The 20,254-nt window shown below is 70.0% G+C and carries 22 protein-coding genes and 1 tRNA gene; 9 read left to right on the plus strand and 14 right to left on the minus strand.

The window, feature by feature from the left end:
- Positions 1–52 precede the first annotated feature (52 nt).
- The 4 genes from iscA to trmJ are packed head-to-tail and all read right to left on the minus strand — an operon-like array spanning position 53 to position 2,717.
- A complete protein-coding gene (gene iscA, locus G6N75_RS10370) occupies positions 53–376 on the minus strand; it encodes an iron-sulfur cluster assembly protein IscA (protein WP_165348286.1) in 324 nt (107 codons plus the stop codon).
- Between the two features lie 54 nt (positions 377–430).
- On the minus strand, positions 431–817 hold the full coding sequence (locus G6N75_RS10375; RefSeq protein WP_165348287.1) for an iron-sulfur cluster assembly scaffold protein: 387 nt from the start codon (positions 815–817) through the stop codon (positions 431–433).
- Positions 814–2,010, minus strand: coding sequence for an IscS subfamily cysteine desulfurase (locus G6N75_RS10380; RefSeq protein ID WP_165348288.1), 1,197 nt, complete (start codon positions 2,008–2,010; stop codon positions 814–816). The genes G6N75_RS10375 and G6N75_RS10380 overlap by 4 nt, the downstream gene beginning before the upstream one ends.
- Complete coding sequence (trmJ, locus tag G6N75_RS10385) at positions 2,007–2,717, minus strand: tRNA (cytosine(32)/uridine(32)-2'-O)-methyltransferase TrmJ (protein ID WP_165348289.1); 711 nt, start codon at positions 2,715–2,717, stop codon at positions 2,007–2,009. The genes G6N75_RS10380 and trmJ overlap by 4 nt, the downstream gene beginning before the upstream one ends.
- 66 nt (positions 2,718–2,783) lie before the next feature.
- Here trmJ and G6N75_RS10390 point away from each other — a divergent pair, with 66 nt between their 5' ends.
- Positions 2,784–3,584, plus strand: coding sequence for an inositol monophosphatase family protein (locus G6N75_RS10390; RefSeq protein ID WP_165348290.1), 801 nt, complete (start codon positions 2,784–2,786; stop codon positions 3,582–3,584).
- A gap of 237 nt (positions 3,585–3,821) precedes the next feature.
- Here G6N75_RS10390 and G6N75_RS10395 read toward each other — a convergent pair whose 3' ends face one another.
- The 9 genes from G6N75_RS10395 to G6N75_RS10435 form a co-directional block, all read right to left on the minus strand.
- Positions 3,822–5,621, minus strand: a complete 1,800-nt coding sequence (locus tag G6N75_RS10395) for a sodium:proton antiporter (protein ID WP_165348291.1) — start codon at positions 5,619–5,621, stop codon at positions 3,822–3,824.
- Positions 5,622–5,634: 13 nt separating this feature from the next.
- Complete coding sequence (gene secF, locus G6N75_RS10400; protein WP_165348292.1) at positions 5,635–6,573, minus strand: protein translocase subunit SecF; 939 nt, start codon at positions 6,571–6,573, stop codon at positions 5,635–5,637.
- Positions 6,574–6,586: 13 nt separating this feature from the next.
- The gene (gene secD, locus G6N75_RS10405) at positions 6,587–8,440 is read right to left on the minus strand and encodes a protein translocase subunit SecD (protein ID WP_165348293.1); all 1,854 of its coding nucleotides are present in this window, start codon (positions 8,438–8,440) and stop codon (positions 6,587–6,589) included.
- Positions 8,441–8,464: 24 nt separating this feature from the next.
- Positions 8,465–8,794 (minus strand): preprotein translocase subunit YajC, encoded by a 330-nt coding sequence (gene yajC, locus G6N75_RS10410; RefSeq protein WP_165348294.1) that lies wholly within the window; start codon positions 8,792–8,794, stop codon positions 8,465–8,467.
- Positions 8,795–8,877: 83 nt separating this feature from the next.
- Positions 8,878–9,981, minus strand: a complete 1,104-nt coding sequence (tgt, locus tag G6N75_RS10415; protein WP_165348295.1) for a tRNA guanosine(34) transglycosylase Tgt — start codon at positions 9,979–9,981, stop codon at positions 8,878–8,880.
- Complete coding sequence (queA, locus tag G6N75_RS10420) at positions 9,978–11,045, minus strand: tRNA preQ1(34) S-adenosylmethionine ribosyltransferase-isomerase QueA (protein WP_165348296.1); 1,068 nt, start codon at positions 11,043–11,045, stop codon at positions 9,978–9,980. The genes tgt and queA overlap by 4 nt, the downstream gene beginning before the upstream one ends.
- A 106-nt stretch (positions 11,046–11,151) precedes the next feature.
- Positions 11,152–12,075: a PDZ domain-containing protein gene (locus G6N75_RS10425; protein WP_206203072.1), complete on the minus strand. Its 924-nt coding sequence runs from the start codon at positions 12,073–12,075 to the stop codon at positions 11,152–11,154.
- Between the two features lie 47 nt (positions 12,076–12,122).
- Complete coding sequence (locus tag G6N75_RS10430; protein ID WP_165348298.1) at positions 12,123–12,755, minus strand: hypothetical protein; 633 nt, start codon at positions 12,753–12,755, stop codon at positions 12,123–12,125.
- Entirely contained in the window at positions 12,728–13,342 is a 615-nt protein-coding gene (locus G6N75_RS10435) for an RNA polymerase sigma factor (RefSeq protein WP_165348299.1), read from the minus strand. Before G6N75_RS10435 ends, G6N75_RS10430 begins: the two co-directional genes overlap by 28 nt.
- Before the next feature lie 129 nt (positions 13,343–13,471).
- Between G6N75_RS10435 and G6N75_RS10440 the strand changes: the two genes are divergently transcribed.
- From G6N75_RS10440 to fdxA, 8 genes are all read left to right on the plus strand, one after another.
- Positions 13,472–13,558: transfer RNA gene (locus tag G6N75_RS10440), tRNA-Leu, on the plus strand.
- A 142-nt stretch (positions 13,559–13,700) separates the two neighbouring features.
- On the plus strand, positions 13,701–15,026 hold the full coding sequence (locus G6N75_RS10445; RefSeq protein WP_165348300.1) for a carbohydrate porin: 1,326 nt from the start codon (positions 13,701–13,703) through the stop codon (positions 15,024–15,026).
- Between the two features lie 10 nt (positions 15,027–15,036).
- The gene (locus G6N75_RS10450) at positions 15,037–15,612 is read left to right on the plus strand and encodes a cytochrome c (protein WP_165348301.1); all 576 of its coding nucleotides are present in this window, start codon (positions 15,037–15,039) and stop codon (positions 15,610–15,612) included.
- A 38-nt stretch (positions 15,613–15,650) separates the two neighbouring features.
- Positions 15,651–15,881 carry a FeoA family protein gene (locus tag G6N75_RS10455; RefSeq protein WP_165348302.1) on the plus strand — a complete coding sequence of 77 codons (231 nt, stop codon included), beginning with the start codon at positions 15,651–15,653 and terminating at the stop codon, positions 15,879–15,881.
- Positions 15,881–18,205: a Fe(2+) transporter permease subunit FeoB gene (gene feoB / locus G6N75_RS10460; protein WP_165348303.1), complete on the plus strand. Its 2,325-nt coding sequence runs from the start codon at positions 15,881–15,883 to the stop codon at positions 18,203–18,205. Before G6N75_RS10455 ends, feoB begins: the two co-directional genes overlap by 1 nt.
- Positions 18,206–18,215: 10 nt before the next feature.
- Positions 18,216–18,446 (plus strand): FeoC-like transcriptional regulator, encoded by a 231-nt coding sequence (locus G6N75_RS10465; protein WP_165348304.1) that lies wholly within the window; start codon positions 18,216–18,218, stop codon positions 18,444–18,446.
- 63 nt (positions 18,447–18,509) lie between these two features.
- Positions 18,510–19,052: an NUDIX hydrolase gene (locus G6N75_RS10470; protein ID WP_165348305.1), complete on the plus strand. Its 543-nt coding sequence runs from the start codon at positions 18,510–18,512 to the stop codon at positions 19,050–19,052.
- A gap of 86 nt (positions 19,053–19,138) precedes the next feature.
- Positions 19,139–19,462: a ferredoxin FdxA gene (fdxA, locus tag G6N75_RS10475; RefSeq protein WP_165348306.1), complete on the plus strand. Its 324-nt coding sequence runs from the start codon at positions 19,139–19,141 to the stop codon at positions 19,460–19,462.
- A gap of 44 nt (positions 19,463–19,506) precedes the next feature.
- Here fdxA and G6N75_RS10480 read toward each other — a convergent pair whose 3' ends face one another.
- Positions 19,507–20,223 (minus strand): DsbC family protein, encoded by a 717-nt coding sequence (locus tag G6N75_RS10480; RefSeq protein WP_165348307.1) that lies wholly within the window; start codon positions 20,221–20,223, stop codon positions 19,507–19,509.
- Positions 20,224–20,254: the final 31 nt, after the last annotated feature.

A 20,254-nucleotide genomic window follows, 5' to 3' on the forward strand; every position in this document is an offset into this window, starting at 1 on the left:
GTCAGGTGCAGGCGCAACGGAATATCTTAAGCCCCGGAACCCGGGCGCACAATCAGACGCTGAAGCTCTCGCCGCAGCCGCATTCGCCCTTGACGTTCGGATTGCGGAAACGGAAGGCCTCGTTGAGGCCCTGCTTGACGAAATCGACCTCGGTGCCGTCGATCAGGCGCAGGTGCTGGGGATCGACGTAGACCCGCACCTGCTGGTCCTCGAACACCACGTCGCCCTCGCGGGTATCGTCGGCGTAGTCGACCACGTAGGCCCAACCCGAGCAGCCGGTGCGCTTGACGCCCAGGCGGATGCCCAGGCCGCTGCCGCGGCGTGCCAGGTGGTCCTTGACCCGGGTGGCGGCGGATTCGGTCAGGGTGATTGCCATCGGTTCTCGCTCCTCCTCTCGTCTTGCCCGGCCGCCGGGCGGCCGCGACCCCGATTATGCCTCGGGGCCGGCGCCCATGCAGGCGCGGTAGGCGTCCTCGACCACCAGCAGGCTGCCGAGCTTGTGCGCCGGGGCTTCCAGCCGGCGGGCCAGCGCGCGCGGATCGATCCAGTCCAGCTCGGTCGTGCGGCGCCCCTCCGCGTGCTCGGCGACCCACGACGCGGCCGCGATCACGTGCGGGCAGCCATAGGCACGGAACCGGCATTCCAGGATCCTGCCCTGGCGCACGCGCGCCTCGAATTCGACCCGTGTACCCCGGGCAATGTTCCCGGCCGCGCCGGTCCGGCGCTCGGACGGAGCCGCCAGGACCCGGCCGTGGCCCGGGGCGCGCTCGAAGCGCTGGCGCACCTCGGCGGAATAATCGAGCTGGTCGGCGTTCATATCGCGGCCTCCTTGGTTTCGCAGCTGCCGGGCCCCAGCGCCCGCAGCCGCTGCACCTGGGTTCGCACGATCGCCGCCGCCCGATCCACGTCCTCGGCCGTGGTGAAGCGGCCGACGCTGAAACGGAGCGAACTCTGGGCCAGCTGGTCGTCGCGACCCAGGGCCCGCAGCACGTAGGACGCCTCGCGGCTGGCCGAAGTGCAGGCCGAACCACTCGAGACCGCCAGCTCGCGCAGCGCGAACAGCAGGCTTTCCCCTTCCACGCCCTCGAAACAGACGTTCAGGATCCCTGCCACGCGCCGCTCCGGGTCGCCGTTCAGGTGCACTCCGCCCAGCCCGGCGATCCCGTCCCACAGCCGCCGGCGCAGGCCGGCCAGCCGCTCGGCCTCCCTGGCGTGCTCCGCGGCCGCGATCCGGCAGGCCTCGGCCATGCCGACGATCTGGTGCGTCGCCAGGGTGCCCGAGCGCAGGCCCCACTCGTGGCCGCCGCCGTGGATCTGGGGCTCCAGCCGGCTCTTGGGGCAGCCGCGCAGGTACAGGGCGCCGATCCCCTTGGGACCGTAGACCTTGTGCCCGGAGAGCGACAGCAGGTCGGCCTGGACCTCGTCGACCCGGACCGGCAGCTTGCCGGCGGCCTGCGCGGCGTCGACGTGGAACAGCACGCCGCGCTCACGGCACAGGCTGCCGATGGCGGCCACGTCGTTGATCGTGCCGATCTCGTTGTTCACGAACATCACGGACACCAGCACGGTGTCGGGCCGCAGCACGGGCTCGATCTCGGCCACGCCCACCACGCCGCCCGGGCCGGGGGTCACGTAGCTCACCTGCCAGCCCTCTTTCTCGAGCTGGCGGCAGGTATCCAGCACCGCCTTGTGCTCGGTGCGGCTGGTGACGATGTGGCGGCCCCGGTCGGCATGGAAGCGGGCCGCGCCCTTGATCGCGAGGTTGTTCGACTCGGTGGCGCCGGAGGTCCAGATGATCTCGGGCGGCAGGGCGCCGAGCATCGAGGCCACCTCGCGGCGCGCGGCCTCCACCCGGTTGCGGGCCTCGCGGCCGGGCGCGTGGGAGCTGGAGGCGGGGTTGGCGAAGCAGCCGTCCGGACCGAGGCATCCGACCATGCGCTCGATCACGCGCGGATCGACCGGCGTGGTGGCGGCGTAATCCAGGTAGATGGCCTTGGCAGTCTGGTTCATCGCGGCTCCAGTGCGCTCAGGATCCCCCTCAGGATGCGGACTTCGTTCTCCTCCGGCAAGGCCCGGTTGAACAGGCGGCGCAGCCGCAGCATGAGGTGGCGCGGGTTCGCCGGGTTCAGAAAGCCGGCCGCCACCAGGGTGCGCTCGAGATGCTCGTAGAAACGTTCGAGCTCCTCGGCCGCGGCCAGGGGGTCGCTTCGGTCCTGCTCCGGCGCGTCCTCCTCGAGGGCCGCAAGCCGCAGCTCATACGCCACCACCTGCACCGCCATGGCGAGGTTCAGCGAGCTGTAGTCCGGGTTGGTCGGAATGTGCAGGAGGGCGTGGCAGCGCGCCAGCTCGTCGTTCGTCAGGCCGCTGCTCTCGCGCCCGAACACCACCGCCGCCTCGCCGGCGGCGCTCTCGGCGAGCAGCCGCGGGGCGGCTTCGCGCGGCGTCATGACCGGCCACTGCAGGGCCCGCAGCCGCGCACTGGCGCCGAGCACGAAACGGCAGCCCGCCAGGGCCTCGTCCAGCGTCGCGCACACCTGCGCGGCCTCCAGCACCTGGTCGGCGCCGGCGGCACGGGCGGTGGCCTGGGGGCTGGGAAACTCCAGCGGCGCCACCAGGCTCAGCCGCTCCAGGCCCATGGTGCGCATGGCGCGCGCGGCGGCGCCGATGTTGCCGGGATGCGTGGTGCCCACCAGCACGACGCGGACGGGGATCCTCATATGCAAAAGGCCTGCAGGAAATGAAGCGAATTGCTATTCTAACCGGCTGTTGGCGGAGAGTATCCAATGCACCCCCTGTTGAACATCGGCGTCCGCGCCGCGCGCCGCGCCGGTGACCTGATCGTCCGGCACATCAACCAGCTCGACGCCATCAAGGTCGACACCAAGGGGCGCAACGACTTCGTCAGCGAAGTCGACCGCATGGCGGAAGACGACATCATCCAGACCGTGCGCCGCAGCTACCCGGACCATGCCTTCCTGGCGGAGGAAAGCGGCGCCAGCGGCGATGCCGAGTTCGTCTGGATCATCGACCCGCTGGACGGCACCACCAACTTCCTGCACGGCTTCCCGGTGTTCGCGGTGTCCATCGCCGTGATGCAGCGCGGGCGGCTGGAGCACGGCGTGATCTACGACCCGATGCGGCAGGAGCTGTTCACCTGCAGCCGCGGGGCGGGCGCCACCGTCGACGGGCGCAAGATGCGGGTCAGCGACACCCGCAACCTGGCCGCCGCGCTGATCGGCACCGGCTTCCCCTACAAGGACGACCCGGAGTCGCTCGGACCGTACATGGCGATGCTCAAGGACGTAATCTGCCAGACCGCCGGGGCCCGCCGCCCGGGCGCTGCGGCGCTGGATCTCGCCTACGTCGCCGCCGGCCGGCTCGACGGTTTCTGGGAGATCGGCCTGAATATCTGGGATATCGCCGCCGGCGCCCTGATGATCCAGGAATGCGGCGGCATCGTCACCGACCTCGGGGGCCGGGACGGCTGGCAGCAGAGCGGCAATATCGTCGCCGGCAACCCGCGCATCCACGATGCCCTGCTGAAGCTGATCGAACCGCACCTGACGGCGGGACTGCGGCGCTGAACCCGCCGGCGCCCGTCCGGCTGCCCGCAAGACCTGTCCGCAGCCAGCCCATGCCAGGGCCCTCCTCGCTTGGAATTCTTATGCCGCTCGAAGGGCCCTGGCATGTCCTGGCCGCTGCACCGGTGCCAGCGCAACGGCCGTGGCGCACACCGACGCCGTCACCGACAGGCACGCGGATAGTCGGGGCCGGCCGTATGCCGCGGCCGGGTTGCAGCGGCTCGGCCGGGCCCGGGCTGATCAGCCCGCGTCGTCGCGCGCCTCCGGCGCGAAGTAGAGCAGCCGCCAGCCCGACTCCGGCTTGAACGGCTGCTCCTCGGAGAACAGCTGGAACAGGCCGTCGCCGTTCACCCCGCCGATGAGAACCCAGTCTTCGCCCTGCTCGCCCAGCCGCTCGCGCATGTCGTCGAGGCGGTAGGTCTCCGTCAGGCGGGTGGTCTGCATGGTCCAGCCCCGGTCGAGGCGCTCATGCAGGGTATTGAAGTCCTCGCCGTCGTCGAAGGCCGTGTGGCCGCGCTGCTGCAGCGCCATGCGCTTCGACTCCTGGCGCGATTCCTGGTGCGTGGCGAGCTGGAAGGTCCGGTGCCGGCCGAACGTCCCGCCGCGCGCCTTGCACACCAGGGCGTTGTAGAAGTCGTTGCCGGTGGCGGCCAGCAGGTAGCTGAGGTGCTGCAGGTCCAGTTCTTCCTCGGCGTGCTCCGACAGGATCTCGCCGTAGTAGGTGCGGATATCGTCCATGCGCAGGGGTTTGAGGTGCGACCAGGCGCCGTCGGCCACCAGCACGCTGATCTCGAGCTTCTTCAGGGCGAGCGCCAGCGCGTGCGTCCACGGCGTGGCGCCGACGATGAGCAGCCCGTTGGCGCGCTTGGCCGACAGCTTCAGCTTCCGGGTGACGGGTCCCAGCGAGAGGCCGTGGGCCAGCGCCGTGACCACGATCACCAGGAACACCAGCGGCAGGAGCCGCTCGGCGTCCGGGTACCCGCTCGCCGCCAGCGACGGCCCGAAAATACTGGCCGCTGCCGCGGCGACGATGCCGCGCGGCGCGATCCAGGCCAGCAGCAGCTTGTCTTCGCGGCGCATCGGCGCACCGATGGTCGCCAGGCCGATGGTCAGCGGCCGCACCAGGAACAGGACGGCCGCCACGAACAGGCCGAGGCGCCAGTCCAGCACCCCGAGCTGGCTGAGCTCGAGCTGCGCCGGGATGACGATGAACAGGACCGAGAGCAGGATGACGCTCAGGTTCTCCTTGAAGTGACGCAGCGCCTCGCGCTCGACCAGCTGCATATTGCCGATCACCACGCCCATGATGGTGACGCTGAGGAGGCCGGCTTCGTGCTGCACGAAGTTGGTGGCGCTGTAGGCGGCGAGCACCAGCACCATGAGCACGGGCGGCTTGAGGTGCTCCGGCACCAGCCCCCGCCGGAACAGCTGCCCGACCACCCAGCCGCCGGCGCCGCCGGTCAGCCCGGCCGCGAGGATCGCCGTGCCGAGGCTGAGCAGGGTCTCGCTGAACTCGCCCCCGGCCACCGTGAGGTACTGGTAGGTCAGCACCGCCAGCAACACCCCGACGGGATCGTTGGCGATGCCCTCCCAGCGGAGCAGCGAGGCCGATTCCTTGTTCAGCCGGGCCTGCCGGATCAGCGGCCCGATGACGGTCGGCCCGGTGACCACCAGGATCGCGCCCAGCACCCACGCCACGGGCCAGCTGAGGCCGGCGACGTAATGCGCCGCCGCCGCCCCCAGCGCCCAGGCCAGCGGCGGCCCGGCCAGCGTGAGCCGGCCGATGCCGTGGCCCACGCGCCGGAGCTCGCCGAGCTTCAGCTCCATGGCGCCCTCGAACAGGATGATGGCCACGCCGAGCCCGATGAGCTCGTTGACCTCCTCCGTGCTCATGGCCAGCTCGATCACGCCGGTGACCGGGCCGAGCACGAACCCGGCCGTGATGAGGATGACGATGCTCGGCAGTTTCAGGCGCCAGGCCAGCCACTGGCTCGCCAGCCCGACGAGAAGAATGAACAGCAGCAGGGTGGCGCCATGCATGGGCGCTGTGCCGCTAGGGCATCACGCCGGACTCTTCGTCCTTGTCCGGCTGGGGCGGCAACAGGTCGCTCGGCGTCACCTTCAGCGCCAGCGCCGTTTCGCTGGCGATGTAGATGGAGGAGTAGGTGCCGATCAGCACGCCCACGATGAGCGCGACCGAGAAACCGGCGATGGCCTCGCCGCCCAGCACGTACAGCGCCACCAGCACCAGCAGTGTCGTCACGCCCGTCATGATGGTGCGCGACAGGGTCTGGTTCAGGGAGGCGTTGACCACCTCCTCGGTGCTCTTGCGCCGCATCTTCAGCAGGTTTTCGCGAATGCGGTCGAAAATGACGATGGTGTCGTTGAGCGAGTAACCGATCACCGCCAGCACCGCCGCCAGCACGGCGAGATCGAAGGACATCTGCACCACTGAGAAGAAACCCAGCGTGATGATGACGTCGTGCACCAGGGCCGCCACCGCGCCGACGGAGAACTTCCACTGGAAGCGGAAGGACACGTAGGCCAGGATCATCAGCAGCGCGAACAGGGTGGCCATGCCGCCCGCCTCGGCAAGCTCCCGGCCGACCTGGGCGCTGACGAACTCGCCGCGGCGCAGCTCGGCGCCGGCATCCACGGTGCGCAGGATCCGCATGATGTTGTCGCGGGTCGCCGCCAGGTCGTCGCTCTCGCTCGCCAGCAGCTGGATCGCCACCTCGCGCGAGCTGCCGAAGTGCTGCACGATGCTGCGCTCGATCCCTGCCGCCTCCAGCGCGGTGCGGATCGGCTCGAGCTCGACCGTGTCGGGGAAGCCGGCCTCGACCACCACGCCGCCGCGGAACTCGATGCCGAAGTTGAGGCCCCGGGTCGCGAGCGACGCGATGGAGATCACGATCAGGGTGAGCGAGATGGCATAGGCGATCTTGCGCACCTTGAAGAAGTCGATCTGCGACTCGATCTTGAAGAAGTCCATGGCGGCCGTCTCCTCAGATGGGCAGCGACTGGATACGGCGGCCGCCGTACAGCGCATTGATCACGGCGCGCGTCCCGACGATGGCCGTGAACATGGAAGTGATGATGCCGAGGGACAGCGTGACGGCGAAGCCGCGAATCGGGCCGGTGCCGAAGGTGAACAGCACGACGGCCGCGATCAGGGTCGTGATGTTGGCGTCGGCAATGGACGAGAAGGCCTTCTCGTAGCCGGCGTGGATCGCCGCCTGGGGCGAATTGCCGTTGCGCAACTCCTCGCGGATGCGCTCGAAGATCAGCACGTTGGCATCCACCGCCATGCCGACCGTCAGCACGATGCCGGCGATGCCCGGCAGCGTCAGGGACGCCTGCAGCATGGACAGCAACGCGATCACCAGGACCAGGTTGGCCAGCAGCGCCAGGTTCGCGACCAGGCCGAACACCCGGTAGTACAGGACCATGAACACCACCACGGCGAGGAAGCCGATCACCACCGCCTGCAGCCCGCGCTCGATGTTCTGCTGGCCCAGGCTCGGGCCGATGGTGCGCTCCTCGACCTTGAAGATCGGCGCCGCCAGCGAGCCGGCGCGGAGCAGCAGCGCGAGGTCGCGCGCCTCCAGCGGATCGAGGCCGGTGATCATGAAGCGGTTGGAAAACACGCCGCGGATCGTCGCCACGCTGATCACGCGTTCCTCGGTGCGGGTCACCTCGCGCGTCTCGCCGTCACGCTCCACCAGCTCGCGCTTCTGCTCGATGAACACCACCGCCATCCGCTTGTTCAGGTTGGCGCGGGTGGCCTCGCCCATGCGGCGGGCGCCGCGGGCGTCGAGGTTCACGAACACGGCCGGCTGGCCCTCGTCGAAGCCCGCCGAGGCGTCGGTGAGCTGGTCGCCGGTGGCGATCACCTCGCGCTGGAGCAGCACCGGCTGGCCGAAGCGGTCGCGATACAGCGAGGAACCGATCGGCGCGCGCCCGCGCTCGGCCGCCTCGAAAGCGTTGTTGGCCTCGTCGACCAGGCGGAATTCCAGCGTCGCGGTGGCGCCCAGCACGCGCTCGGCCTGGGCGGGGTCCTGGACGCCCGGGAGCTGCACCACGATGCGGTCGGCGCCCTGGCGCTGCACCACCGGCTCGGCCACGCCGAGCTCGTTGACGCGGTTGCGCAACGTGACGGTGTTCTGCTCGATGGCGAAATCCTGCCGCTGCTGGATTTGCTCCTCGGTCATCCGGTAGACCAGCAGGTAGTCGCCGCCGGCCTCCCGCCGGGTGATGTCCAGCTCGGGATTGGTCTCGAAAATGATCTCCGCCGCCGCCTCGCGGTCGGCCTCGCTGGCCAGCACCACCCGCACGGCATCGCCATCGCGCTGCACCGTCTTGTAGCGGACGCCGGCCTCGCGGAGCATGGTGCGGAAGTCGGTCTCGTAACGGTCCAGCGCCTGGCTGATGGCGGCCTCCATGTCGACTTCGTACATGAAGTGCACCCCGCCGCGCAGGTCGAGGCCGAGACTCATCGGCTGCAGCCCGAGGTTGCGCAGGAAGGCGGGCGTCCGGGGCGCCAGCGTCAGGGCCACCACGAAAGTCTCGCCCAGCTGTTCCCGCAGCAGGTCAACGGAGCGCAGCTGCTCTTCGACCGTCGGGAACCGGACCGTGACCCGCCCCTCCTCGAGGTAGGCGGGCGTATGGCTGATCTCCCGGGCGTCGAGGATGCCTGTGACGCGCTGCAGCGCCGTCTCGTCCAGCGGCTGGCCGATCTCGGCGGACACCTGCACCGCGGGCGCATCGCCGTAGATGTTCGGCAGGGCGAATATCAGCCCGGTCACGATGACCGCGACGACGAGCAGGTTCTTCCAGAGCGGAAAACGGTTGAGGACCACGGGCGTATCCTGGCAGGAGGCTGATCAGACGGACTTGAACGTGCCCTTGGGCAGCACTGCGACCACGGTCTGGCGCTGGATCCGCAGCACCACGCCGTCGGCGACCTCGACCTTGAGGAACTGCTCGCCCGCCTCCTCGACGCGGCCCAGGATGCCGCCGCCGGTGACGACCTCGTCGCCCACCTTCAGCTCGGAAACCATCTTGCGGTGTTCCTTGGCGCGCTTGGTCTGCGGCCGGATCAGCAGGAAGTAGAAGATGACGAAAATGAAAATCAGCGGCAGCAGGCTGACGAACATGTCCGGCTGCTGGGCGCCCGCGGCTTGCGCATAAGCGTTGGAGATGAAGAAGTCCATCGGTCTGGGTCCCTGGGTTGCGCCCCTCCGTGGGGGCAGGGGTAAAACAGCTGGCTATTATGCCACGAAGCGCCCGGCGTGCCTCATTCCGGCCGGTCCCGGAGGGCATAGAAGCCGGTCCGCCAGGCGGCGAACCCGCCGGCTTCGACGGCCGCGCGCATCTGGGCCATCAGGTCCAGGTAGTAATAGAGATTGTGGATGGTGTTGAGACGGGCGCCGAGAATCTCGTTGCAGCGCTCCAGGTGCCGCAGGTAGGCGCGGCTGTAGTTGCGGCAGGTGTAGCAGGGGCACTCCGGGTCCAGCGGCCCGGTGTCGTCGCGGTGGCGGGCGTTGCGGATCCGCACCGTGCCGTGGCGGGTGAACAGGTAACCGTTGCGGGCGTGCCGCGTGGGCATGACGCAGTCGAACATGTCGATCCCCCGGGCCACCGACTCCACCAGGTCCTCCGGTGTGCCGACCCCCATGAGGTAGCGGGGCCGGTCGGCCGGCAGCTGCGGCCCGACGCCGTCGAGCACCGCCTCCCGCTCCGCCGCCGGCTCGCCGACGGACAGCCCGCCCAGCGCATAGCCGTCGAAGCCGATCTCCACCAGGCCCGCCAGCGATTCCCGCCGCAGCGCGTCGTACATGCCGCCCTGGACGATGCCGAACAGCGCGGCGGGATTGTCTTCGTGCGCCGCGCGGCAGCGGGCCGCCCAGCGCAGCGACAACTCCATCGAGGCCCGCGCCTCGGCTTCCGTCGCCGGATAGGGCGTGCATTCGTCGAAGGCCATGACGATGTCGGCGCCGAGCGCGCGCTGGATTGCCATCGAGCGCTCCGGCCCGAGGAACACCGGGGCGCCGTCCACCGGCGAAGCGAACCGCACGCCCTCCTCGCTGATCTTGCGCAGCTCGGCCAGGCTCCAGACCTGGAAGCCGCCGGAGTCCGTCAGGATCGGGCGCGACCAGTGCATGAACTCGTGCAGTCCGCCGTGGGCCCGGACGATGTCCTCGCCCGGGCGCAGCATCAGGTGGAAAGTGTTGCCGAGAATGATCTCCGCGCCCAGGCCCTCCAGCTCCTCCGGGGTCATCGACTTGACCGTGCCGTAGGTGCCCACGGGCATGAAGGCCGGCGTCTCGATCGTGCCGCGGACGAACTCGAGCCGCCCGCGGCGGGCCCGACCATCGGTGGCCAGCAGCGCGAACTTCATGCGCCGGGCTCGCGCGCGCCGGGCTCGCGCGCGTCCGGGGCGGGCGTGATGAACATGGCGTCGCCGTAGCTGAAGAAGCGGTAGCGCGCCGCCACGGCGTGGCGATAGGCGCCGAGGACGGCCTCCCGGCCGCCGAAGGCGCAGACCAGCATCAGCAGCGACGACTCGGGCAGGTGGAAGTTGGTCACCAGGGCGTCGATGGCGCGGAAGCGGTAGCCCGGCAGGATGAACAACTCGGTCTCGCCCTGGTAGGGCGCGACGGTCCCGTCCCGCGCCGCCGTCTCCAGGCTGCGCACCACCGTGGTGCCCACGGCCACCACCCGCCCGCCGGCGCCCCGCGTCACGGCGATCGCCTCGCAGGCGGCCTCGCCCACTTCGATCCATTCCGCATGCAGGCGATGCTCCCGCGGATCTTCCGCCCGGACCGGCTGGAAAGTGCCGGCACCGACATGGAGCGTGATGCTGGCGGTCTTGATGCCGCCCTCGGCAAGGCGCTCCAGCATGGCCTGGTCGAAATGCAGCCCCGCGGTGGGCGCGGCCACCGCCCCGGGCGCGCGGCCGTAGACGGTCTGGTAGCGGTCCCGGTCCAGCACCTCGTCGGCGCGGCGAATGTAGGGCGGCAGCGGCACGTGGCCCGCCCGCTCGAGCCAGGGCAGGACCGGCTGGTCGAAACGCAGCTGGTACATGTCGCCGCCCGGCCCGGTCCGGCCCGTCACCGTCGCCGTCGCCTCGCCCTCGAACAGCAGGCGGGTGCCCGGCGCCGGCGGCTTGCTGACCCGCAGCTGGCCCACCAGCCCGCGTTCGCCTGCCAGTCGCTCGACCAGCAGTTCGAGGCGGCCGCCGCTCTCCTTGCGGCCGAAGGCCCGCGCCGGGATTACCCGGGTGTCGTTCAGCACCAGCAGGTCGCCGGGGCGCAGCAGCCCCGGCAGGTCGCGGAACATGGCGTCATGCCAGGTCCCGGCCGCGCCGTCGACGACCAGCAGGCGGCTGGCCGCGCGCTCGGGCAGCGGCGCCTGGGCGATCAATTCCTCCGGCAGGTCGTAAGCGAAATCGCGGCGATGCATCGGGACGCTCCTCGGGGCGGGGAGTGTCCCCTGTTCGGCGGGGGCCGTAAAGACCATGGGGCCGGTCCTGGGGACAGTCCCCAGGACCGGCCCCGCCGGCCGCCGCCTATTCGGGGATGTCGGCCTCGAGCTGCTGCCGGCGGCCCTTGCGCACCACGGTCATCACCAGCCGCTCACCGGGCTCGTAGGAGCGCAGGATGCGCACCACGTGGCGGGGATCAGCCGGCGTGCGCCCCGCGATGTCGAGGATCACGTCGCCGTCCTGCAGGCCCAGGGTGTCGTCGCTGGGCGCGCGCACCACCAGTACACCCGCCTCGGTTTCGAAATACTCGCCCAGCCCCGGCGTCAGTTCCACCAGCTCCATGTCGCCCCAACGATCAGCCAGGAAACGCGTCACGAAGGCCTGGCCGCCGGGCGGCAGCGAGCGGTGCAACTCTTCCATGTCGAAGTCGAACTCGAAGCCTTCGCCTCGCGGGCGCGCCTCGACCTCCGCCGTGAGCACCTCGCCGTCGCGGCGATGCTCGATTTTCAGCTGCCCCCCGGGCTCGGTCGCGGCCAGGTGATCCAGCAGCTTCCTGGTCGGTGGGGTGTCGCCGCTCCAGTCGAGCGGCTTGCCGTCGATGGACAGCAGCACGTCGCCACTACGGATACCGGCCGCGTCGGCCGCCGAGCCCGGCGTCACGCCCAGCACCCGGACGCCCTCCTCGCGATCCTCCGGCGTCCCGACCGGGGCGATATTGATACCCAGCAACACCGGCGCGGGGCGGCGGACGCCCTCGAGCTCCGAACGGATCATGACGCCGGCATCGCCCATGGCGCCCACCGTCAGCTCCGCGATCTCGCGCGCCGCCGCCTCGAGCCGGGCCCGCGCCTCCTCCAGCCGCGCCTCCGCCTGGGCCCGTTCCGCCGCAGCGCGGGCCCGCTCGGCTTCGGCCGCCGCCTGCGGGTCTTCCTGCGCTACGGCAGCACCGGCGGCCAGCAGCAACATCGCCAGGGTCGCGAACAAGGTTTTCAAGGGTCGCTGTCTCATCTGCTCTTCCTTCCGCGTGTTATTGATCGATGCTCGGCCGGGGCGACTCAGTAGCCGTCCTGCAGTTCTGCGTAGCGGACCTGCATCAGGGTGTTCATCAGGTCCACGCGCCGCGCCCAGAGGTCGCGCTCGCTGGCCGTGTCCAGCGCCGGCTCGCTCAGCATCAGGTCCACTTCCCCGATGCTCCGCTGCAGCTCGTCGATGGTGTAGGCGGTGCTCGTCCGGGTGACGCGCGGCGCGGCCGGAAGGGCGCGCAAGGCCGCCTCCAGCTGCTGCGAGGTCGCGACCAGCTCGGCCTGGCTCGCCCCCCGCACCGAGCTGGCCGGGGCCGGGGTCGCCGCCACGAGGTCGGTCGTCGTGCCGGGCGCGGGCTGGTCGTCTGCCGGCCCGCCCAGGTTCAGGATCAGGGCCAGTCCGAGGGCGAAGCCGGCCGCCAGCCCGCCCGCCATGGGCCACCAGCTGGTTCCCCGGGCGGTGGCCGGCAGGGCGTCCACGGCGATCGTCGCCCACAGGTCGCGCGGCGGCTCCAGCGGCGGCAACTCGCGCAGGCCGGCGCGAACCCCCAGCGTTTCGGTCAGGGACTGCTGGCATTCCCGGCAGCCCGCCACGTGGTCCTGCACCTCGGCAGGAACGGCCTCGCCGTCCCGCAGGCTCAGCAGCTGTTCGGTTGTTGCGTGCATGCCTCTACCTCGTCGGTGTCCTGGCCCAGCACCGCGCGCAACTGCTCGTGGGCGCGCGACAGCCGGGACTTCGAAAAACTACGGGTCTTGCCCATCATCCGGGCGATCTCCTCGTGGCTGTAACCTTCCACGTCGTACAGCCACACCACGGCCCGCGTGGTCGGCGGGAGCGTCGCCAGGGCGCGCTCGAGGCGTTGCTGGTCCCCCAGCCGGCCGGCCACGTCCTCGTGGCTCGCCCGGCCCGCCATGCCCTCGCCGTCCTCGTCCAACAGGCCGAGGCCGTCGAGGCTGCGGGACTTGCGATGCCACGCGCTGCGCAACAGCGCCAGGCACTTGTTGGTGGCGATGCGCTTTACCCAGCCCCCGAAGGCCGCGTCCTCGCGAAAGCTCCGGAGATGGCGGATCACTTCGATGCTGGTTTCCTGGAGCACCTCGTCCGCCAGCGCGGCATCGCCCAGCAGCCGCGTCGCCAGGGTATACACCGGGCGCCCATAGCTGCGGTACAGCACCTCGTGGGCCTTCATGTCGCCCCGGCGCGCCCGGCGCAGCATGGCCGGATCAGGGTTGCAGTCGGCGAATCCCGCCACGTTCAGTCCCCTTGTCTGTCCCTTGCCCTGTAGATGCGGCAGCCCCGCGCAGGGTCGCAGTGTCGCGCGCCGCGGCGCGAATGGTAAGCTTCGCGCTCGCGCGCCCCGCCGGGCCGCGCCCCGCACCTCGCCCGGGTGGCGGAACTGGTAGACGCAGCGGACTCAAAATCCGCCGATGGTGACATCGTGCGAGTTCGACTCTCGCCCCGGGCACCAGCTCCTCGCTGATCGACCCCTGCCGCCAGCGCAAGTTGTGCGCTGCGAAAACTACTTATTTTCCCTCCTGCCGCGTGCCTGTATCTTTCTTAATGAGAATGGTTCTTATTTCGGTTTCCCCGTATTCGACAGGAGCAAAGTGATGACCAGCGCGGCGACCCACTCACCAGGCAAGATTCCGTTGCACCCGGGCCGCAGGGCCCCGGCCCGCTGGGCCGCCGTTGCCGGATCAGCAATCCTGCTGCTGGCGGGCGCCGCCGGCCAGGCGCATGCCGCCGAGGGGGATTCCCTGGCCACCCGCGCCACCCTGACCGGGGACTGGGGCGGGCTGCGCTCGGAATGGGCGGTCAGCGGGGTCGAGATCGGCATCGAGCATTACGGCGACGTGTTCGCCGTCGTCGAGGGCGGCGCCGAAGAAGAGACCTACTACGCCGGGCTGCTGGAAGTCGGCATCGACTTCGACCTCGAGGCACTGCTGGGCTGGCCGGCCACGCGCGCCTTCGTGCTGGGCATCGGCACTTTCGGGCGTGATCCCGCCGACGGCGCCGGTTCCGTGCACGCGCCGAGCAACCTTGCCAATATTCCCACCGGCAAGGTGCTGGAAGCGTGGCTGGAGCGTGACTTCATGGACGGGCGGCTCGCAGTGCTGGGCGGCCTGTACGGGGTCGACAGCGAATTCGACGTCAAGGAAACCGCGGGCGTCTTCATGAACGGCGGTTTCGGTACCGGCCTGGACCTGTCCGAGACCGGCCTCAACGGGCCCTGCGTATATCCCACCACCTGCCTGGGGGTCCGGGCCCGCTACCAGCCGGACGAGGCACGCTATTTCCAGTTCGCCGTGCTCGACGGCGTGGCCGGTGATCCGGACCAGCCGCATGGCACGCAGATCAGTCTCAACAGCGACGACGGCCTGCTCGTCCTCGGCGAGGCCGGGTTCCAGCGCGGCGCCGGCGAAGGCCGGTTCCTGCGGGCCGCCGTCGGCGCCTGGGCGTATACCACCGATTTCGAAGAACTGCTGCCGCCGGCGCCGGGCGCCACGCCCGGCGAGCAGAGCGGGACCCAGGGCTTCTATGCATTGCTGGAAGGCGACCTGTACCGGGAGCCCGGCCAGACCATGGAGGGCCTGAGCGGCTTCCTGCGCATCGGCATCGCCGACGAGACCGTCAACCCGATCGGCAGCTATGCGGGAGCCGGACTGGTCTACACCGGCCTGTTCCCGAATCGCGCCGAGGACCTGCTGGGACTGGGCGTGTCCGCCGCCTTCAACGGCGACGACTTCAAGGACGCCCAGGCCCAGGCCGGCGCCCCGGTCGAAGACGCCGAAGTCGCGGTCGAACTGACCTACTGGATGCCGCTGCTGCCTTGGTTCAGCCTGCAGCTCAATGCACAGTACATCAGCAATCCTTCCACCGATCCGGCGCTGGACGACGCTCTGCTGCTCGGCCTGCGTTACCAGCTTACGTTCTGAGGTGCCCGCCATGACATTCCCCATTCCCTCCACCGCATTCAAACTCGCCGCCCTGCCGGCCCTCGCCCTGGCGCTCGCCGGCTGCCCCGCGGGCTCCGGTCCGACCAGCGACCCCGGCCCGCAGCAGGCGGCGCTGGAATGCCCGCAACCGCGCGACACGCAGCGCGCGCCCGACACCTACCAGGCCATGACCAACCCGCTCGCGCCCAGCGCGGAAAACCTGGCGCAGGGCCGGGCCCTGTACGAGGCGGATCGTCCCGGCGGCTCCTGCGCCAGCTGCCACGGGACCGCCGGCGACGGGCGCGGCCCGGTGGGCGCCGGCCTCGTCCCGCCGCCGCGCGACTTCACCTGCGCCCCGACCATGACGAGCCTCTCGGATGGGCAGTTGTTCTGGATTGTCGAGCACGGGTCCGGCGCCTTCCACGAGCCCAAGCGCCTGGGGGTGCAGCAGCCGGACCGGCCGGGACGCCGCGCCAACCCGACCGCGATGACCAGCTACCGGCAGCAGCTCTCGGACGCCGAGATCTGGCAGCTGGTGCTCTACATGCGGAGCTTCCTCGACACGCCTGCCGAGCAGGCGCCATGACCTTCGCCCCGGCCGCGGCGGCGGCAAGGAGAACCGACATGACCACCCTCAATGAACTGCTGGTCGGCGAGCGCGCCCGGATCGTCGGCTTCGACGGCGCCTCCCCGTCTTACCGGCGCAAGCTGCTGTCGCTCGGCCTGACTCCGGGCGCCGTCGTGCACGTCGCCCGCGTGGCGCCGCTGGGCGACCCGATGGAGGTCCGCGTGCGCGGCTTCTCCATGTCGCTGCGCAAGACGGAAGCGGCCGCATTGCTCGTGGAGAAAGTGTGATGAAGACGAACTTCACCCTCGGCCTGGTAGGCAACCCCAACTCCGGCAAGACCACCCTCTTCAACGCCCTGACCGGCGCCCGGCAGAAGGTCGGCAACTGGCCCGGCGTCACCGTGGAACGCAAGACGGGCGAGTTCGCTTTCAACGGCCAGCCGTTCACGGTCGTGGACCTGCCCGGCACCTACTCCCTCGACGTCGTGGACCATGAGATCTCGCTCGATGAGCAGATCGCGCGCGACTTCGTGCAGGGCGAAGAAGTCGACCTGATGATCAACGTGGTCGACGCCTCGAACCTCGAGCGCAACCTGTATCTCAGCACCCAGCTGGCCGAGATCGGCGTGCCGTTGCTGGTGGTGCTGAACATGGTGGACGTGGCGGAGACCGCCGGGCTCGACATCGACCCGGCGCGCCTGGCCGCCCTGCTCGGGTGCCCGGTGGCCTGCGTCGTCTCGTCGACCGGCAAGGGCATTCCCGAGCTGAAACAGCTGATCCTGGAGCTGGCCGAGGCGCCGCCCCGCTCGGCCCTGGCGGTGCCCTACCCCGCCCCGGTCGAGCAGGCCCTGGCGCGCCTCGGGGCACGGCTCGACAGCGACGAGACCGCCGCGACCGCGCCGCGCTGGCGCGCGATCCAGCTGCTCGAAGGGGATCCGAAAGCCCTCGAGCGCGCCGGGCCCGAGCTGGCGGCGGCCGCGGCCGGGATGCGCGACGAGCTGGCGGACGACCTGGACATCATGATCGCGGACGGGCGCTACGGCTTTGCCAACCGCGCGGTGAGCGAGGCTGTGAAGGTGACCGGGCGCAGCAGCGCGAACGTGACCGAGCGCCTCGACCGCGTGGTGCTGAACCGCGTGCTCGGCATCCCCATCTTCCTGCTGCTGATGTACCTGGTCTTCATGCTGACCATCAACATCGGCAGCGCCTTCATCGACTTTTTCGACCAGTTCGTCGGCACGATTGCGATCGACGGCCTGGCGGCCATGCTGGGCGCGGCGGGATCGCCGGACTGGCTGACCGTGCTGCTGGCCGACGGCATCGGCGGCGGCCTGCAGGTGGTGGCCACCTTCATCCCGGTCATCGCCTTCCTGTACTTCTTCATCTCCATCCTGGAGGACTCGGGCTACATGGCGCGGGCCGCCTTCGTCATGGACCGGCTGATGGGCTGGATCGGACTCCCGGGCAAGAGCTTCGTGCCGCTGATCGTGGGCTTCGGCTGTAACGTGCCGTCCATCATGGCCACCCGCACCCTGGAACAGCGGCGCGACCGGCTGCTCACCATCGCCATGGCGCCGTTCATGTCCTGTGGCGCCCGGCTGCCGGTGTACGTGCTGTTCGGCGCCGCGTTCTTCCCGCATGGCGCGCAGAACGTGGTGTTCGCGCTGTACCTGATCGGCATGATCGCGGCGGTGGCCACCGGACTGGCGCTGAAGAACACCCTGCTGCAGGGGCAGTCCGCGCCCTACATCATGGAACTGCCCCGCTATCACATGCCGACGCTGCGCGGCCTGATGATCCACACCTGGGATCGCCTGAAGAGCTTCATCGTGCGGGCCGGCCGGGTGATCGTGCCCATGGTGCTGGTGCTGAACGTGCTCAACTCCATCGGCACGGACGGCAGCTTCGGCAACGAGGACAGCGACCGCTCCGTGCTGGCCGAGGTCGGGCGGACCATCACGCCGGCTTTCTCCCCCATGGGTCTCACCGAAGACAACTGGCCCGCCGCGGTCGGCATCTTCACCGGCATCCTGGCCAAGGAAGCCGTCGTGGGCACCCTGGACGCGGCCTACACGGCCCTGGGCGCCGCGGACACGGGTGCTGTGACCGGCGAGGAAGAGGCCTTCGACCTGTTCGGCGGCCTGGCTGCAGCCTTGGCCACGATCCCGGCCAACCTGGTCGATGCGCTGGGCGGCTGGGCCGATCCCCTCGGCCTCGGCGTCGGCGATCTCAGCGATCTCGAGAGCGTCGCCGCGGAGCAGGAAGTGGCCAGCGCCACCTTCGGCGCCATGGCCCTGCGCTTCGACGGCACCGCCGGCGCCTTCGCCTACCTGCTGTTCATCCTGCTCTACTTCCCCTGCACGGCCGCCATCGCGGCGGTCTACCAGGAGTCGGGCGCGCGCTGGGCGGGCTTCGTCGGGTTCTGGACCACGGGCATGGCTTACGGCCTCGCGACCATCTACTACCAGGCCGCGATTTTCTACCGCGATCCCTCCCATGCCACGGCCTGGATCGCCGGAGTGATCGCTGCCATGACCGCCACCGTGCTCGTGCTGCGACACATGGGACGCCAGTCGCTCGGCGCCCCGGTGCGGGTCGGCGAGAGCCGCTGAGGAGCTGCCGATGTTATTGTCTCGACTGACCGATTACCTGGCGCACCGTGGTCGCGCCAGCCTGCGGGAAATCGCGCTCGGGGTCGAAGCCGACCCCGGCGCCCTGCGGGGCATGCTCAGCCTGCTGGAACGCAAGGGATGCGTCCGCAGGCTGGGCGCCGACCAGCGCTGCTCGGAGTGCACGCGCTGCCCGGCGGGTACCACCGAAGTCTACGAGTGGTGCGGCAGCGCGCTGCAGTGAGGCCCGGTGGCAGCGCCGGCGCGCGGGAGGCAGAATAGCGCCACCCTCTAGACCGGGACGGCGATGAAATACTGCACCGAGTGCGGCGGCTCCCTCGAGTTCCGCATCCCCGCCGGCGATGGCCTGCCGCGCCACGTCTGTACGGCCTGCGGCAAGGTCCACTACGTCAACCCGCTCGTGGTGGTCGGCTGCGTCCCCGAGCACGGCGAGCGCATCCTGCTTTGCAAGCGCGCGATCGAGCCGCGCTATGGCTACTGGACCATCCCCGCGGGCTTCATGGAGATCGGCGAGAGCCTGGCCGAGGGCGCCATGCGCGAAACCCTCGAGGAAGCCCGGGCGCGGGTGGACATCCACGACCTGTTCGCCGTGGTGGACGTGGTCCACGCGAAGCAGGTGCACCTCATGTACCGGGCCACGCTGCTGGACGGCGAGCACGCCGCGGGGGACGAGAGCCTCGAGACGCAGCTGTTCCTGCCCGAAGAGATCCCCTGGGACGATATCGCCTTCCTGTCGGTGCGTTTCGCGCTGGAAAAGTTCCTCGAGGACCGCGCCGCCGGCCTACGCCGGCTGCACACCACGGTCATCGACCGCAATCGTCCCGCTTGAGCCCGCCGGGGATGCCTGTGGCACAATAAGGCGCTGATCGCGCCCGCCCGGGCGCCGGCCGCCAGATACCCGGAGACACGCTCGCCATGACCTTTGTCGTCACCGAGAACTGCATCAAGTGCAAGTACATGGACTGCGTCGAGGTCTGCCCCGTGGACTGCTTCCACGAGGGCCCCAATTTCCTCGTCATCGATCCCGAGGAGTGCATCGACTGCACCCTGTGCGAGCCCGAGTGCCCGGCCGAGGCGATCTTTTCCGAGGAAGACCTCCCGTCGAGCCAGGTGCACTTCATCGAGCTCAACAAGGAACTCTCGGCGCAGTGGCCGGTGATCACCGAAAAGGGCGACCCCCCGGCCGATGCCGAGGAGTGGGACGGCAAGCCCGACAAGCTCCAGCACCTGGAGCGCTAGGTCCTGGGGACAGTCCCCATGGGGACTGTCCCCAGGACCGGTCCCTAGTTCGCGTCCAGCCAGGCCGCCAGCCGGTCCGCGGGCACGTAACCACGCGCCACGCCCTTATCGGTCAGGATCGCCGGCGTCCCGCTGATACCCAGCTCCCGCCCGATGTCGTAGTGCTCCTGCACCGGCGTGTCGGGACAGCTCTTCGCCTTGATGTCCTCGCCCGCCTTGGCACGGGTGAGCGCGTCCTGCCGGTCCGGCGAGCACCAGACGGTGTCCGCCTTGTTCCAGCCGGGCGAGCCCTGGCCGCCGAGCGGGTAGAACATGTAGCGCACCTCGATCCCCTGCGCGTGATAGGACTCGAGCTCGCGGTGCAGGCGGCGGCAGTAAGTGCAATCGATGTCGGTCAGCACGGTGATGGTGTGGCGGACTTCGCCCTCGGGCGTAAACACCACCATGCGCGACGCGTCCAGGCGGTCGCTCACCCTGGCAAGCTGCTGGGCAGTCCACTCGTTGCGCCGGTCATCGGTGAGGTTGCGGTCCGTCATCATGTCGATGAGGTCGCCGCGGACCATGTAGCGGCCGTCCTCGCTCAGGTAGACCACCTGGCCGGCCAGCGCGACTTCCCACAGGCCCGCGACAGGCGTCGGGCTGATGTTCTCGGCTTCCACGCCGGGAAACATGGAGGCCAGCCGCTCCTCGGTGGACGCATCCTCGGCAACGGCCGAGGGCAACAGGGCGGCGAGCGCGATAGTGGCGATGAAAGAGGACATGCAGGCTCCGGGCTTGGCGTGGCGGTGGCAG

Origin of the sequence: Thioalkalivibrio sp. XN8 (assembly GCF_011058255.1) — a bacterium.
In the GTDB taxonomy this organism is placed as follows: Bacteria; Pseudomonadota; Gammaproteobacteria; order Steroidobacterales; family XN24; genus XN24.

Excerpts from the sequence above, each read along its gene's own strand:
- yajC (WP_165348294.1), bottom strand. The coding sequence starts at position 8,794 with ATGGACTTCTTCATCTCCAACGCTTATGCGCAAGCCGCGGGCGCCCAG.
- G6N75_RS10380 (WP_165348288.1), bottom strand. The coding sequence starts at position 2,010 with ATGAACCAGACTGCCAAGGCCATCTACCTGGATTACGCCGCCACCACG.
- G6N75_RS10450 (WP_165348301.1), top strand. The coding sequence starts at position 15,037 with ATGACATTCCCCATTCCCTCCACCGCATTCAAACTCGCCGCCCTGCCG.
- G6N75_RS10425 (WP_206203072.1), bottom strand. The coding sequence starts at position 12,075 with ATGAGACAGCGACCCTTGAAAACCTTGTTCGCGACCCTGGCGATGTTG.
- fdxA (WP_165348306.1), top strand. The coding sequence starts at position 19,139 with ATGACCTTTGTCGTCACCGAGAACTGCATCAAGTGCAAGTACATGGAC.
- iscA (WP_165348286.1), bottom strand. The coding sequence starts at position 376 with ATGGCAATCACCCTGACCGAATCCGCCGCCACCCGGGTCAAGGACCAC.
- G6N75_RS10430 (WP_165348298.1), bottom strand. The coding sequence starts at position 12,755 with ATGCACGCAACAACCGAACAGCTGCTGAGCCTGCGGGACGGCGAGGCC.
- feoB (WP_165348303.1), top strand. The coding sequence starts at position 15,881 with ATGAAGACGAACTTCACCCTCGGCCTGGTAGGCAACCCCAACTCCGGC.
- secF (WP_165348292.1), bottom strand. The coding sequence starts at position 6,573 with ATGGACTTCTTCAAGATCGAGTCGCAGATCGACTTCTTCAAGGTGCGC.
- tgt (WP_165348295.1), bottom strand. The coding sequence starts at position 9,981 with ATGAAGTTCGCGCTGCTGGCCACCGATGGTCGGGCCCGCCGCGGGCGG.
- G6N75_RS10455 (WP_165348302.1), top strand. The coding sequence starts at position 15,651 with ATGACCACCCTCAATGAACTGCTGGTCGGCGAGCGCGCCCGGATCGTC.
- G6N75_RS10470 (WP_165348305.1), top strand. The coding sequence starts at position 18,510 with ATGAAATACTGCACCGAGTGCGGCGGCTCCCTCGAGTTCCGCATCCCC.
- G6N75_RS10390 (WP_165348290.1), top strand. The coding sequence starts at position 2,784 with ATGCACCCCCTGTTGAACATCGGCGTCCGCGCCGCGCGCCGCGCCGGT.
- G6N75_RS10375 (WP_165348287.1), bottom strand. The coding sequence starts at position 817 with ATGAACGCCGACCAGCTCGATTATTCCGCCGAGGTGCGCCAGCGCTTC.
- G6N75_RS10480 (WP_165348307.1), bottom strand. The coding sequence starts at position 20,223 with ATGTCCTCTTTCATCGCCACTATCGCGCTCGCCGCCCTGTTGCCCTCG.
- G6N75_RS10395 (WP_165348291.1), bottom strand. The coding sequence starts at position 5,621 with ATGCATGGCGCCACCCTGCTGCTGTTCATTCTTCTCGTCGGGCTGGCG.
- G6N75_RS10445 (WP_165348300.1), top strand. The coding sequence starts at position 13,701 with ATGACCAGCGCGGCGACCCACTCACCAGGCAAGATTCCGTTGCACCCG.
- queA (WP_165348296.1), bottom strand. The coding sequence starts at position 11,045 with ATGCATCGCCGCGATTTCGCTTACGACCTGCCGGAGGAATTGATCGCC.
- G6N75_RS10465 (WP_165348304.1), top strand. The coding sequence starts at position 18,216 with ATGTTATTGTCTCGACTGACCGATTACCTGGCGCACCGTGGTCGCGCC.
- trmJ (WP_165348289.1), bottom strand. The coding sequence starts at position 2,717 with ATGAGGATCCCCGTCCGCGTCGTGCTGGTGGGCACCACGCATCCCGGC.